Origin of the sequence: Flavobacterium anhuiense, assembly GCF_900101855.1 — a bacterium.
In the GTDB taxonomy this organism is placed as follows: domain Bacteria; phylum Bacteroidota; class Bacteroidia; order Flavobacteriales; family Flavobacteriaceae; genus Flavobacterium; species Flavobacterium anhuiense.
In genome coordinates, this window is sequence record NZ_FMVC01000002.1 from 20,366 (window position 1) to 34,494 (window position 14,129).

The window sequence follows — 14,129 nt, forward strand, 5'->3', positions numbered from 1 at the left end:
ACAAATATCATCTATTAGTTTTATTTCATGCTTTAATATTGCCTCGGAAAAAGCATTTAATCATTTAAAAGAAATTTTAGAAATTCGTTACTTCTACTAAGCTCCTAGCCAGTTATTAGAGTTCTTAAAATAATCTTAAATCTTCATCTGCTATTCATAAATCATAACTACCTTTGCAGTGCAAAAAAATAATTTTATGAACTTACAACATATTCCACAAATTAAGCATACTGAAAGCGGGAATTTCTTTTTATTGGCGGGACCTTGCGCTATTGAAGGAGAAGAAATGGCTCTTAGAATTGCTGAAAAATTAGTTGGTATTACCGACAATTTACAGATTCCTTATGTATTTAAAGGATCTTTTAAAAAAGCAAACCGTTCTAGAATTGACAGTTTTTCTGGAATTGGTGACGAAAAAGCATTAAAAATCTTAAGAAAAGTTTCTGAAACTTTTCATGTGCCAACAGTAACAGATATCCATACAAATGAAGATGCTGACAAGGCTGCTCAATATGTAGATGTATTACAGATTCCAGCTTTCCTAGTTCGCCAGACCGATCTTGTTGTGGCTGCTGCCAACACTGGAAAAACAGTAAACTTGAAAAAAGGGCAATTTATGAGCCCGGAAAGCATGAAACATGCTGTTCAGAAAGTTTTAGACTGCAATAATGAAAATGTTATGGTTACAGACCGTGGTACTATGTTTGGATACCAAGACATGATTGTTGATTTTAGAGGAATCCCTACTATGCAGCAATATGCTTCTACGGTTTTAGACGTAACGCATTCTTTACAACAGCCAAATCAAACTGCTGGTGTTACAGGCGGAAGACCAGACATGATTGAAACCGTTGCCAAAGCAGGTATTGCAGTTGGTGTTGATGGTATCTTTATCGAAACGCATTTTGATCCAGCAAACGCAAAAAGTGATGGCGCTAATATGCTTCATTTAGACTATTTTGAAGGTTTAATGAACAAGTTAGTTGCGATCAGAAAAACAGTTAACGCATTTTAATTATAATACTTAAGTTCTTTGAAAACAAAATTTTTATTTTTCTTACTGGCTTGTGTTTCTTTAAACACATTTGCTCAGGAAGAAATACCTGTACAAAAGTACGCCGCACACAACAAAGGAAAATTCTTTGTGATGTGGGGTGGTAATAGAGAAAGTTACTCGAATTCTGATGTAAACTTTAGAGGTAAGGATTACAACTTTACGGTTGATAACATGAAAGCTCATGACAAACCAAAAGGATGGCATGTTGATTATATCAATCCTGCTAATATGACTATTCCTCAAACTAATTTGAGATTTGGTTATTTTTTTAGTGATCATTACAGCGTTACAATTGGCGTTGACCATATGAAATATGTAATGGCACAGAATCAAATTGCAAATGTTACTGGAAACATCAATTTACCTGCAGACGATCCCGCATCAATTTACAATGGCAATTACAACAATACTCCTGTCGATATGTCTCAGGGAGGAGCTAAAGAAGGTGGTTATGGCAATGGTGAAATAAATGCAAACGGCCCAGCGTTTTTAATGTACGAACATACAGATGGTTTAAACTACATTAATACCGAAGTTGCCAGATTTGATGATGTTTCTAAATGGTTTAGATTACCAAACATTGACAAAGTTCAGATTAACTTAACTGAAGGATTGGGAGCTGGTCTTTTGTACCCAAAAACTAATACTACTCTTTTAGGTAAAGAACGTCATGATGATTTTCATGTTTCTGGTTACGGTGTTTCTGCAAAAGCTGGTATCAACGTTACTTTTTTCAAACACTTCTATATTCAGGGAGAGTTAAAAGGAGGTTATATCAACATGCATGATATCAGAACTACAACAAGCAGTGCTGACAAAGCTTCTCAAGACTTCTTCTTCTTCCAGCGTATTATTGCTGTTGGAGGTATCTTTAGAGTCTAATATTGCATAAAAAATATTTGTAAAAATAGCTGTCATTTTATTTGGCAGCTATTTTTTTTATTATTTACTTTGTAATTCAAAGTACTTTAAAATTTACTTTAAAATGAAAAAATATTTATTACCAATCATTACTTTCTTTTTGAGTTTTACATGCGCATTAATTGTGGCTATAAAAGTTTTTCCAAACAATCCTTTTACAGGAAACAAAGAAGAAAAAACCACTGTAAGCAAGTTTAAGGATGGGGATCTTATTTTTCAGACATCTGAGTCTAAACAATGCGAAGCGGTTCGAATTGCAACCAATTCTAAATTCTCTCATTGTGGAATTATTTACGATATTAATGGAAAATGGTTTGTTTTTGAAGCTGTTCAGCCAGTAAAACTTACTACTCTAGAAGATTGGATTAAACACGGAAAAGACAGCAAATATGTGGTAAAAAGGCTAAAAGACGATCGCGTTTTGAGCCCACAGGTTTTACAGAAAATGAAAGATTATAGCCAACAGCTTGACGGTAAAGAATATGATGCTTATTTTGAATGGACAGATAATAGAATATATTGTTCTGAATTGATGTGGAAAATCTATAAAAATGCTGCAGGAATAGAATTGTCTAAACTTAGAGAATTGAAAGATTTTAATTTACAGGATCCGAGAGTTCAGAAAATATTAAAAGAGCGTTACGGCAATGATATTCCTTTAGAAGAAAAAGTCGTTGCTCCTTCTGACTTAGCCGATTCTAATATATTGAAAACAGTAGTAGACACTTATTAATATTTTAAAAAGCTAGTTCTTAGTCATTCTAGCTTTTTTATTTGCAAATTAACTTTGAAATTCAAAGAACTTTTAAAAACTAACCCATGAGAGATTATCTGATTGAGAAACTGTACGAATGTTCCAAAAGGCCATATCAAAAATATTTTAAAAAGAATGAACCTTGGAATATTGATAAAACTTTATTAATGAACTATCCAGAAGAAAGTTTAGGATTCGGTTTAGGAAATTTTCTCTACAAGAATCATTTTGATATTCAAGAAAAACTAGAAGATCACGACATTATTCATGTTCTGACCAATACTGGAGTTTCGGTTTATGAAGAAATTGGCATGCAGTATTATCTGCTCGGAAATGGAAAGAAAAGCTTGTATTTATTTATGGTTATAACTACTGGAACAATTTTTTACCCGAAACGTATGAAGTATTTCATTCAGCAATTTAAAAGAGGAAAAAAAGCAAATGCATTTTATTATCTCGATTTTTCAAAAATGCTTTTTATTCCTATTCAAACTATTCAGCAAACTTTTAATATTTAAAAATCATGAAAACAATACACAACAAACCTTTTCAAGAAAAACAATCTATAGAATTGGCGGTTGGCACATTTACAATCAGTACGATATTGTTTATGCTTTATATTATTTCGAATGAAAATCCGAATATTTTAGTAATTGCTTGGCCTTTTGCTTTAGCTGCCATTGTAGTCAATTTGATTATGTTTTTTCACTTAGCAGAAAAGTTTATTCATTTACCTCAACAGCGAAAAGACATTGGTTTTAAAATCTTATTGTTGCTTTCTAACATTCCAATCACATTTTTGTATTATCTGGTTGTAATGAGATCTTGATTTAAAAAACGTATTCATAAAAAAAGCCACAAGTAAAAAACTTATGGCTTTGATTTTTTTATTTTGAATCTTAATTTGCTTTCTTAGTTTCAATTCCGTTTTGGTCTAATAAATACATTAATGTAGTCATTGTGGCAGCACCAAGCTCTAATTCTCTTTTATTGATGGCATCAAAAGTATCATTTGCTGCGTGGTGATAATCAAAATAACGTTGAGAATCTGGTTTTAGACCTGCTTTTACAATAGCTGGAGAAGTCAAATGATTAATATCTGAACCTGCGTGCCCAATTGTAAAACTGTGAACCAAATATGGCTCAAAAAGATCTTTATAACCTTGTATCTTTTTCAAATTAGCATCATCAGCTTCAATTGAAAATCCTCTTGGAGAAAATCCTCCTGAATCGCTTTCTAAGGCAAAAATATGGTTCTCTTTGTTTTGTTTTGAAACTTCTTCGTATTTAGCGCCACCTTTTCCACCGTTCTCTTCATTCATAAACAATACCACACGGATTGTATTTTTAGGTTTGTAATTTAAGTTTTTCAAAATACGGATCACCTCCATACTTTGCACTACTCCTGCTCCATCATCGTGAGAACCGTCGGCTAAATCCCAAGAATCTAAGTGTCCTCCAACAACCATAATGTTTTCTGGAGTCACGCTTCCTGTCAATTCACCAATTACATTATAAGACAATGCATCTGGCAAAGTCTCGCAAGATTGCTTGAAATAAAATTTCAAAGCTGGATTTGCTTTTAATGATTTACTCAACAATTCAGCTCCATTTGTACTGATTGCCGCTGTTGGAATATATTGTGATTTTGGCAAATCACCATAACTTTGAGCTCCTGTATGAGGAAAATCGTCCAGACGTAAATTCATAGAACGAACAATTGTTCCAACTGCTCCTAGTTTTGCCGCTTCTTTTGCCCCTGCATATCTTTGGTCAACACAAGCTCCGTAAGAAGTAAACGTTTCAATGTTTTCAGGATTCATTGGTCTGTTATAGAAAACAATTTTCCCTTTTACTTTATCTGCCCCTAATTCAGCTAATTCTTTAATTCCTTGAACTTCGATTATTTCAGCAGTAAGACCTGTTTTTGGTGTTGCTACCGAACCTCCTAATGCGCAAATTGGCACATTGGTTTTTACTTTTCCGTCAAGAATATAAGCTGTTTCTTTCTCGCCACGCACCCAATGAGGCACCATAACTTCTTGCAAATATACCTTATCAAGCCCTAAGCTTTCTAACTGCCTTTTCGTGTACTCAACTGCTTGTTCTGCACCTTTAGAACCAGACAAACGAGCGCCGATGTCATTTGACAAATATTCTAGCCAAGTGTAGCATTTTGACTCGGTTAAGGCTTTTTTGTAAAATAATTTGATGTTTTTTTCATCATTTGTCTGTGCAAAAGATGTCAATCCGTTTAAAACTAAAGCAGTTAAAAGAATCGTTTTTTTCATAGTTTCTGTAGTAATTTGGAGTTTAGTATACCAGCGGTATATTCGCAAAGGAACAAAATTATTGACATTTCTGAAGCTTTTTTCTCAACCTTTTCTCAAAAAAAAACTCCAATTACAAATTCTTCAATTTGCAATCGGAGCTTTTATATATTCTATAAATAAAGATTGTTTTAAATCAGTGAAATAAAAATTTAAACACATAGGAACATAGACTTTTTTGCTTTTGTTTAAGAAAAAAGAAAAGCACGCTTTAACACAAGCTCTTTGTGTTTTTATTCTAAGTGAAAAGCCTTTTGTAGATTCCTAAACTATGCTTCTATTTGTTAAAATAATTTCCACAAAATGGATTAGATTATTTTACTTCAATAATCTTATTTTTTGTGCCAATACCATTTTCATTAAAAGGCTCGATCGTAAAATAATATTTCGTGCCTTTATCCAAACCTCTAAAATCGTATGTATTATCGCCATAAACCATAATACTGTTATACAATTTATCAGGAGCGATTCCGTAATAAATGTTGTAACCAATAGCATCTGTCTGTTTTTTCCAAGAAATCATTGCGTTTCTAGAATCAGCTTTGTTTCTGTCGACTTTAAAAGAAGTAACAGATTTTGGTTTTGCTGCCAATCCATTTCCGAAAACTCTGAAATCTGAAATTGCAAATAAACCAGAAGCGTTGTGGATATTTTCCATTTTAATATAACGTGCTTTAAACGGCTTTGTCAATTCTACATAATCGTGTGGAGCATCTTTGTCATTTTTAGATTTATCAACTACTAATGTCCAATTTTGGGCATCATCAGACATAAATATTTTATACTGATAATAAATATCCATGGCCTTATTAAACTGCGTCGCTTTATGGTCTGCATAATTAATCTGCAATGCATTTATTTCCATTTGTCTTCCTAAATCCATTTGAAGCCATTCTCCTGGGTCGCTTGTCTTTGCAGACCAATAGGTCTGAATATTTTCATCTGTAAGATTTTCAGGTCCGTAACAGAATTTCTCATACACTTTTTTACCGCCATGATCCATTCTATGCGTTTCTACTTCCATACATTCCTCAGAAGAAGAAACTGTCACAGGCTTTTTATAAGAAAGTAACATCCATCCAGAAGAAGCGCCTTTTGTTTGATCACGCTGACTAGTTGGCAACACAATCGGAAAATCTCCGTAAGCTGTAATAGAATACATTACATCATCTTTGTCGAATCCTGCTGGAAACATATCGATACGGCGTTCAAAACGGTCTTTAATAGAAATTTTACAGGTTCCTGTATTCCAATAATTTCCATAATTATCGGCAAAAGTATTTCCGTGTCCTGCACCAATTACAAATCCACCTGGTTTATAAGACATTGGATTATGTTTTTGATACGTAAATGGACCTAACGGATTATCTCCCACATGAACACCATTTGCATAACCTTTAAACTCTGTTGCTGGCGCACCATATTGCATGTAATATTTTCCGTTATGTTTCGTCATCCAAGCTCCTTCGATAAAATTTCCCCAAGGCGCTGGCTCCATATCGTTATTTGGTCCAAAACGCTCCCATCCGTGGGCTGAAGGATCTAAAATAGCAACTTCTTTAATTTGCCCGTAAGGTTTTTGAATATCCTCTACCTCTGTCGCTTTGTACAATGTGGCATAATCAGCCTGATTTCCTTTTGGAAGCCAGGTTTTATAATCAACCTCTACACCTACAAGTGGTAATTTTCCACTTGATCCATAATACATGTACACTTTTTTATCATCATCTTGAAAAATGGCAGGATCCCAAGTTGGCAACATTGCTTTATCTACATGACGTGTCCATCTTCCTGATTTTGGATCTGCAGTTTTCCAAATTGGGTGATCTCTTTTCCAAGTTGAACCCACATAAAATAAAGTGTCATTTACAACCCAAGCTGCAGGAGCGCATTGGTCGTCGTCGCCTGGCTGTCTTTGGAAACTTCCGTAAACAAAGTTCCAGTCTGACATGTCTTTACTCCAAAAGAAACCTGCTTGATTGGTCGCAAATAAGTAATATTCTCCTTTATAAGTAATAATTACGGGATCGGCACTAGAACGGCGCGATTCTGGAATTCCATTGTGATTATGAGTCGTAAAATTGTATCCGATATTTATTGGATTACAATAGGTTGTCGCAGGTCTGTTCGGATCAAACCATTCTGTTTTACCAGAATTCTGCGCCAAAAGACTGCTTCCGAAAAGCATCGAAAACAGTACAACAGACGTAAGTTTTTTATATATTTTTCTCATGGTTAGATTTTTAGTTAAGCTAAAAAGAGATTATTTTTTAGCCTCTTTTCTTTCCTTTAAAAGTTCGGGTTCGTTTGTGGTAATGTAATTGAATTTGTGTGCAATAATCCAATCCATGTCTTTCGCATCATTAACAGTCCAAGCATTTAGGATCACCTTATTGTCTTTGGCTTCTTGAATCCATTCTGGGTGTTTTTGGAAAACTGAATAATGATAATCTACACCGTTAATTTTATCTAATTTAACTTCTTTTGGCGATTTATTTCCTTCTAAATATTGCAGAGAAGTTTTAGAATCTATTTCTCTGATTTTCTTTAGAATATCATAATCAAAACTGATGTAGCAGGTGTTTTTATCGGCTTTTAATTTTTTAATGGTTTCGACTGCTGCTACACCCGTTTTTTGTCCTCTTTCCTTACTGATTTCTGAAGGTTTTATTTCGCAAACCAAAAGAGTGTGTTTATTATTTCGCATTCCTTCTGAAATGTATTCATGAAGGGTTGGGAGTTTCTCTCCGTTTGAAAGTTTAAATTTTATTAAATCTGCATAATTCGTTTCTTCAATAAGCATTTTGTTATAATGCGCATCATGATTGATGACAAGCGAATCATCTGCTGTTCTCCAAACATCAAACTCTGAGCCAGGTAATTTTAAATCTATTGCATGTCTTAACGATGCAATTGAATTTTCTGGCAGATTATTCTTTTTCCAAGCTCCGCGATGCGCTACTATTGCATTTTTTTGTGCATAGCTATACGAAAAAGCCATAAGACAAACGGCACTAAATATTTTAAAAGTTTTCATATAATCGTAGTTAAAAAATTACAAAATGGTCTTGAGATTTAGAAAAAAAGCCCTCCAAACGAAGGGCTTTTCACTAATCAAATAAACCAACTATTTAGTTAACTCAAAACTAACTTTCTTATCGGCATTTGAATTTCCTCCAACGAAAATATCAAACTGCCCAGGCTCTGCTACGAATTGTAAATCAGAGTTATAGAATTTTAAATCTTCAACAGTAATATCAAAACTTACTGTTTGTTTTTCACCTTTTTTAAGTGCTATTTTCTGGAAACCTTTTAGCTCTCTAACCGGTCTTGTTACTGAACCAACTAAATCTCTAATGTATAATTGAACCGTTTCTTTTCCGTCAAAATTTCCAGTGTTTGTTACATCAACCGTTACTTTCAATTTTCCTGATGGATTCATTTTATCAGAAGAAATTTTCAAGTTTGAATAATCAAAAGTGGTGTAACTTAAACCAAATCCGAATGGGAATAAAGGCTCGTTTCTTTCGTCAATATAATTTGATCTGAATTTCTCAAATTTTCCTTCTGTATTAGAAAGTGGTCTTCCTGTATTTTTGTGAGCGTAGTAAATTGGCAATTGACCAACGCTTCTTGGAAAAGTTGAAGTTAATTTTCCAGAAGGATTTACATCTCCAAATAATACATCAGCAATAGCATAACCTGCTTCCGTACCAGCAAACCAAGCATTTAAAATGGCAGGAACTGTTTTCTCTTCGTCAGTAATTACTAACGGACGCCCGTCAAATAAAACTAAAACAACTGGTTTTCCTGTTTTTAATAAAGCGTTTAATAAATCTTTTTGCGCTTGTGGAATTTCTAAGTTTGTACGGCTGCTTGATTCTCCGCTCATTTCAGCAGATTCACCTAAGGCTGCTACAATTACATCAGATTGTTCAGCAACTTTTAAAGCTTCTGCTAATAATTCTTCTTTTGTACGAGCATCACGGTGTAATGTTTTACCGAACATTGTTGCGTTCGTTTCAAAAGTTTCATCATAATCTAAGTTGCTTCCTTTAGCATATAAAACTTTAGTTCCAGCTCCAGCAACTTCCTTAATACCTCTCAATAATGAAACAGCATTTTCCATTTTTGTAGCCACACTCCAAGTTCCTGGCATGTTTTCTTTAGCATCTGCCAATGGTCCGATTAAACCAATAGTTCCAGATTTTTTAAGTGGCAACAACTGATTTTGGTTTTTTAATAATACTAAAGATTGAGCTGCAATATCACGTGCTTCTTTTCTGCTGTCTGTAGTGAAAATTTCAGTTTTAGCTCTTTTCTCATCACAGTATTTATATGGATCTTGGAATAATCCTAAATCGTATTTTGCTTCTAAAATCAATTTTACAGCATTATCGATCGTTTCAATTTTTACTTTTCCTTCATCTAAAGATTTTTTCAAAGTCCCTAAGAAACCTTCACCAACCATATCCATTTCAACACCAGCATTCATAGCTAATGCAGAGACATCTTGAAGATTTCCCATTCCGTGTTCGATCATTTCAGGAATACCTGTAAAGTCTGTTACTACAAACCCTTTGAAACCCCACTGTTTTCTTAAAACATCTGTCATTAACCATTTGTTTCCAGTTGCAGGAATTCCGTCAACTTCGTTGAAAGAAGCCATTACAGAACCTACACCAGCATCAACTGCTGCTTTGTACGGAGGAAAATAATCGTTGAACATTCTAATGTGGCTCATATCTACTGTGTTGTAATCACGTCCCGCTTCTGGAGCCCCGTATAATGCGAAATGTTTAACGCAAGCTAAAATTGAATTATTTTTAGAAAGATCACCCTGTTGGTAACCGTTTACCATCGCTTTTGCAATCTGGCTTCCTAAGTACGGATCTTCTCCTGAACCTTCAGAAACTCTTCCCCATCTTGGATCACGAGAAATGTCAACCATTGGAGAAAACGTCCAGTTAATTCCATCTGCACTAGCTTCTTTGGCAGCAATTTGAGCACTTCTTTCGATAAGATTCATATCCCAAGTACAAGACAATCCAAGCGGAATTGGGAATGTTGTTTCGTAACCGTGAATTACGTCCATACCAAAAAGCAACGGAATTTTCAAACGGCTTTTCTCAACCGCAATTTTCTGTACTTCTTTAATTTTTTGAACTGATTTAATGTTAAACAAACCGCCCACTTTTCCTTCAGCAATATTTTTTGCCACATTTGAGCTGTTTGCCTGCCCTGTGGTAATATCACCAGATGTTGGCAAGTTTAACTGACCCAATTTCTCGTCTAAAGTCATTTTTGACATTAATTCCGCCACAAATTCAGACTTTGGTTTAATTTTCACTGTATTTTTAGCAGGCTTTTTTTGAGCATAACCCAAAACCGCGCACCCTAAAAAAAGTAAGACTAATTTGTTTTTCATTCTATTCTATTTATTTGTTTGTATTTGTTTTCTTCTGCTGTAACATCCAGTCGTAGATTGCTGCATTATCATAAACTCTTGTCCAGCTGTCATGATTTGCATCATCAAAAATGGTCAGCTTCACGTCTTTAGCATTACACTTTTTCAATTCTTTGTAAATCGTGATGGCATAATTAACATCGACCACATCATCTAATAATCCGTGGTAAATTCTGGTTGGAATATTGGCTATTTCACATGCTTTTTCTAACTGAATCAAATCTACAAAGCCAGCGACAGGTACATTTGCGGCAAATAGATCTGGATGTGCAAAAGCCAAATTCCAAGAAGCCCAACCTCCTGAGCTCAAACCAGTAACATAAATTCTGTCTGAATCAATTTTATTCTCTTTCTGAATTTTTACAATCAGCTGATAAATCGATTCTATATCCCAATTTTCATCTTCTTTACACTGCGGAGCCAAAACATAAGCGTCTAACTCATGCGTTTTCAGATATTTTAAAGGGCCATGAATTTTTACTTTTTCAAGATCGGTTCCTTTTTCTCCGTCGCCAGAAATAAAAACTATTAATGGCTTTTTTTCCTTAATATTAGCAGGTTTATGGAGTATATACCTCAAATCATATTTAGACATTATAACTGTATTAATTTTTCCAGTTGTTTCGTTTTGTCCCAAAACAACTATGGAAAACAATAGAAATACAAATGCCAATTTATTTTTCATAGAACCTTAAATTCCGTATTTACCAGATTTAAATCCAAGTTTTGTTAAACCTTGTTTTACTTCCGGTGCATTCATAAACAATTTCCACAGCAATCCTGTTCTGTAATTTTCTATCATTACAACTTCCGGACCCTGATCAATAGCTAAATAGCGTTTTGCTACCCATTTATTTCCTAAGCTTAAAGCATCATAAAAACCGGCATCGCCCCAAGTTTCATCTTTATGATTTTCATATAAATTTCTGATCAAAGCCATAGATTCTTTTGGCGTATAAACTATTGAACTGATTGCAGCTGTTGGCGAAATCACACCTTGATCATTGCTTGGCATATGCGCATTGTATCCGATAGAACCATCAGGATTTCTAGAATAAGAAGCTGTTAATCCCCAATATTCTGGACCATAACCTGCATTTTTATTTGGGTTTTCTATACAATATTGATAATTGATTTTGGTCTGATTTACATTTAAATCCCAATAATTAGCATATTTATCGCTTAATTGATTTGGATCTAAACCTACATAAGAATAATGAGCCCAAAATAATGGACCGCCAAATTCTTCTGCACCATTGTGCTTTAAAATAAGTGGGATATTGTATTTTGTTTTTGAAGAAACTATGCCACCGCTTCTCGCCCATCCTTCATGATATGCTTTCGCATCGATAGTATGAGTTGGCGAAGATGCTGCCATTACGTATGTAATAAGGCATTCATTATATCCTTGTAGTGGGAAATCCATCTGCCAAGCATAGTTTGGTGACCAGTGCCAATATAAGACATTTTTTTGATTGGTGTACCATTGCCAATCAACACCTTTCCAAAGTGCATCGTATTTTTGAGCTACCGCTTTTTCTTTTTCAGAACCATCTTTAAGATATTCACGAACAGTAATCATTCCTGCAACCAAAAATGAGGTTTCGACCAAATCGCCTCCATTATCCTTGGTTCCAAAAGGTTTTACTTTTCCTGTATTTCCGTCAATCCAATGAGACCATGCTCCGTGAAAACGATCTGCTTTGCCTAAAAAATCTGCAATTTTATTCAGTCTCTCTACTCCTTGCTCTTTTGTAATATAACCTTGTGACATTCCAGAAACAAGTGCCATTAATCCGAAACCTGAACCTCCTGTTGTTACGATATTAGAATCGTTTTCAGGATAAACTCCATCTGGATGATAACGTTCTCTGGCTAATCCAGAATTTGGTTCTGCATAATCCCAGAAATATTTAAATGTTTGTTTTTGAACAGCATCCAAAAGCTGCTCATCTGTTAATGCAGTAACGCCAGAAGTATTTTCCTGTACATTTTCTTTTGACTTCTCAGCATTTGATCCACAACTAAAAAAAGTAAATGCTAAAAATAAAACTGAAATTCTAACCATTATAAAAATTTAAGATTGTATAAATAATCACTTCCTTCAGGAATCTGAAGGAAGTGATATCTGAGATTTTTGATTAATAACCAGGGTTTTGAGCTGATAATCCATCTGCTTGTAAAATGAATGATGCCGGAATAGGAAATAATTCATTTTTACCTACTGTAAATACTTTTCCATCTGCAGCAAAAGCACTTTCTGCCTGACCAGTTCTAACTAAATCAAAGAATCTGTCAAATTCAAAAGCAAGCTCAACTCTTCTTTCTTTCCAAATTGCACTTCTAACTGCTGTTTGAGAAGTTGCTGGAGTATCTCCTAATCCTGCTCTGTGTCTAATTTGGTTTAATAAACCAATTGCTTCAGAAGTTTGTCCTAATTCATTCAATGCCTCAGCTTTCATTAAAAGCACTTCACCATATCTTAAATATTTGATATTTGCATCTGTTTCCCATGCATCAGTGTATGCAGAAGAATATGCTTTGAAATTATACATAGGATTTTCTACCGTTTCAGGAACAACTCTTCCATCGTATAATGTTGAATTTCTAAAGATAATTGTAGCATCTTTTCTAACATCTCCAGGCTCATATGCATTTAATAAGCTTTGTGATGGAACATTGAATCCCCATCCCCATCCACCGGCACCACGTGCACCTTGTGTGTTAGAGTATCCAGCAATTCCTTTAGTAGGTACAGCACCATTTCCGTTTATTTCAAAAATTGACTCAATGTCATTTTCGCCTTCTAATCTGAACATTTTAGCGTAGCTTGGGTTAAGTGCGTAGCCTGTAATTTGATTACAGTTATCAACTACCTGTTGCCATTTCTTTTGATATAAACTTACTTTTGCTAATAAAGCATAAGCTGCACCTTTTGAAGCTCTTGCTTTTTCATCTGCTGCATAAGCACTTCTATTTGGTAGTACTGCAATTGCTTCTTGCAAATCTTTTTCAATAAAAGCGTAAACTTCAGCTACTGGTTTACGAGTTAGCAACATCTTTTTATCTTCTTCTGATGTTGGGCTTTGTAAACGATCAACTATTGGAACACCTCCGTAACATTTTACAAGAGTAAAGTACATGAAAGCTCTTAAAAACTTTGCCTCTCCCATTAATCTTTCTCTTAATGCAGGATCTGCCTTATCCAATTTAGGAATCATATTTAAAGCTTGATTACATCTATTGATACCGTCATACTGAGCAATAAAAGTACTTTCTGCAGATGGATTCGAAGCATTATATGTTAATGCATCTAAAACATCTTTATCAGTTCCAGTATCACCAGGAGAAGACCCTTTGTCTGCATCATCAGACGTAATACTTGCTAAACCAATCCAACCAAATGAGCTCATATCCCAATCTAAGAATTTAGCATAAATTGAAGTTACAAATGTCTTTGCACCACTATCTGTATTATAAAGCTCAACATCTGATGTTGGTATAGATTGTGTTGGAGCAACGTCTAAAAAATCATCTGCACATCCTGTAAAGAACAATGCTGACAATGCAAACATTGATATATATATCTTTTTCATAATA

12 protein-coding genes are annotated in these 14,129 nt (G+C 34.5%); 5 read left to right on the forward strand and 7 right to left on the reverse strand.

Going from position 1 to position 14,129, the window contains the following annotated elements; all coding sequences use genetic code 11:
* The first annotated feature begins 196 nt into the window (after positions 1-196).
* From kdsA to BLP44_RS04625, 5 genes are all read left to right on the forward strand, one after another.
* Positions 197-1,015, forward strand: a complete 819-nt coding sequence (gene kdsA / locus BLP44_RS04605; protein ID WP_008462969.1) for a 3-deoxy-8-phosphooctulonate synthase — start codon at positions 197-199, stop codon at positions 1,013-1,015.
* An 18-nt stretch (positions 1,016-1,033) separates the two neighbouring features.
* A complete protein-coding gene (locus tag BLP44_RS04610; protein WP_091129889.1) occupies positions 1,034-1,939 on the forward strand; it encodes a hypothetical protein in 906 nt (301 codons plus the stop codon).
* Positions 1,940-2,042: 103 nt separating this feature from the next.
* Positions 2,043-2,711: a YiiX family permuted papain-like enzyme gene (locus BLP44_RS04615; RefSeq protein WP_091129893.1), complete on the forward strand. Its 669-nt coding sequence runs from the start codon at positions 2,043-2,045 to the stop codon at positions 2,709-2,711.
* Positions 2,712-2,797: 86 nt separating this feature from the next.
* Positions 2,798-3,250, forward strand: coding sequence for a hypothetical protein (locus tag BLP44_RS04620; protein WP_091129896.1), 453 nt, complete (start codon positions 2,798-2,800; stop codon positions 3,248-3,250).
* Positions 3,251-3,255: 5 nt separating this feature from the next.
* Positions 3,256-3,561: a hypothetical protein gene (locus BLP44_RS04625; RefSeq protein ID WP_008462965.1), complete on the forward strand. Its 306-nt coding sequence runs from the start codon at positions 3,256-3,258 to the stop codon at positions 3,559-3,561.
* Between the two features lie 70 nt (positions 3,562-3,631).
* Here BLP44_RS04625 and BLP44_RS04630 read toward each other — a convergent pair whose 3' ends face one another.
* The 7 genes from BLP44_RS04630 to BLP44_RS04660 form a co-directional block, all read right to left on the reverse strand.
* Entirely contained in the window at positions 3,632-5,023 is a 1,392-nt protein-coding gene (locus BLP44_RS04630) for a M20/M25/M40 family metallo-hydrolase (RefSeq protein ID WP_066035053.1), read from the reverse strand.
* A gap of 352 nt (positions 5,024-5,375) precedes the next feature.
* A complete protein-coding gene (locus tag BLP44_RS04635; RefSeq protein ID WP_091129899.1) occupies positions 5,376-7,295 on the reverse strand; it encodes a discoidin domain-containing protein in 1,920 nt (639 codons plus the stop codon).
* 30 nt (positions 7,296-7,325) lie between these two features.
* A complete protein-coding gene (locus tag BLP44_RS04640) occupies positions 7,326-8,099 on the reverse strand; it encodes a glycerophosphodiester phosphodiesterase family protein (RefSeq protein ID WP_091129902.1) in 774 nt (257 codons plus the stop codon).
* Between the two features lie 90 nt (positions 8,100-8,189).
* Positions 8,190-10,490, reverse strand: coding sequence for a beta-glucosidase BglX (gene bglX / locus BLP44_RS04645; protein ID WP_091129906.1), 2,301 nt, complete (start codon positions 10,488-10,490; stop codon positions 8,190-8,192).
* Between the two features lie 10 nt (positions 10,491-10,500).
* Complete coding sequence (locus tag BLP44_RS04650) at positions 10,501-11,214, reverse strand: carboxylesterase family protein (RefSeq protein ID WP_091129910.1); 714 nt, start codon at positions 11,212-11,214, stop codon at positions 10,501-10,503.
* A gap of 6 nt (positions 11,215-11,220) precedes the next feature.
* Positions 11,221-12,597 carry a glucoamylase family protein gene (locus BLP44_RS04655; RefSeq protein WP_091129915.1) on the reverse strand — a complete coding sequence of 459 codons (1,377 nt, stop codon included), beginning with the start codon at positions 12,595-12,597 and terminating at the stop codon, positions 11,221-11,223.
* A 73-nt stretch (positions 12,598-12,670) separates the two neighbouring features.
* On the reverse strand, positions 12,671-14,125 hold the full coding sequence (locus BLP44_RS04660; protein ID WP_091129918.1) for a RagB/SusD family nutrient uptake outer membrane protein: 1,455 nt from the start codon (positions 14,123-14,125) through the stop codon (positions 12,671-12,673).
* Between the last annotated feature and the right edge of the window lie 4 nt (positions 14,126-14,129).

Excerpts from the sequence above, each read along its gene's own strand:
- BLP44_RS04630 (WP_066035053.1), bottom strand. The coding sequence starts at position 5,023 with ATGAAAAAAACGATTCTTTTAACTGCTTTAGTTTTAAACGGATTGACA.
- BLP44_RS04635 (WP_091129899.1), bottom strand. The coding sequence starts at position 7,295 with ATGAGAAAAATATATAAAAAACTTACGTCTGTTGTACTGTTTTCGATG.
- BLP44_RS04620 (WP_091129896.1), top strand. The coding sequence starts at position 2,798 with ATGAGAGATTATCTGATTGAGAAACTGTACGAATGTTCCAAAAGGCCA.
- BLP44_RS04660 (WP_091129918.1), bottom strand. The coding sequence starts at position 14,125 with ATGAAAAAGATATATATATCAATGTTTGCATTGTCAGCATTGTTCTTT.
- bglX (WP_091129906.1), bottom strand. The coding sequence starts at position 10,490 with ATGAAAAACAAATTAGTCTTACTTTTTTTAGGGTGCGCGGTTTTGGGT.
- BLP44_RS04615 (WP_091129893.1), top strand. The coding sequence starts at position 2,043 with ATGAAAAAATATTTATTACCAATCATTACTTTCTTTTTGAGTTTTACA.
- BLP44_RS04625 (WP_008462965.1), top strand. The coding sequence starts at position 3,256 with ATGAAAACAATACACAACAAACCTTTTCAAGAAAAACAATCTATAGAA.
- BLP44_RS04655 (WP_091129915.1), bottom strand. The coding sequence starts at position 12,597 with ATGGTTAGAATTTCAGTTTTATTTTTAGCATTTACTTTTTTTAGTTGT.
- kdsA (WP_008462969.1), top strand. The coding sequence starts at position 197 with ATGAACTTACAACATATTCCACAAATTAAGCATACTGAAAGCGGGAAT.
- BLP44_RS04640 (WP_091129902.1), bottom strand. The coding sequence starts at position 8,099 with ATGAAAACTTTTAAAATATTTAGTGCCGTTTGTCTTATGGCTTTTTCG.
- BLP44_RS04650 (WP_091129910.1), bottom strand. The coding sequence starts at position 11,214 with ATGAAAAATAAATTGGCATTTGTATTTCTATTGTTTTCCATAGTTGTT.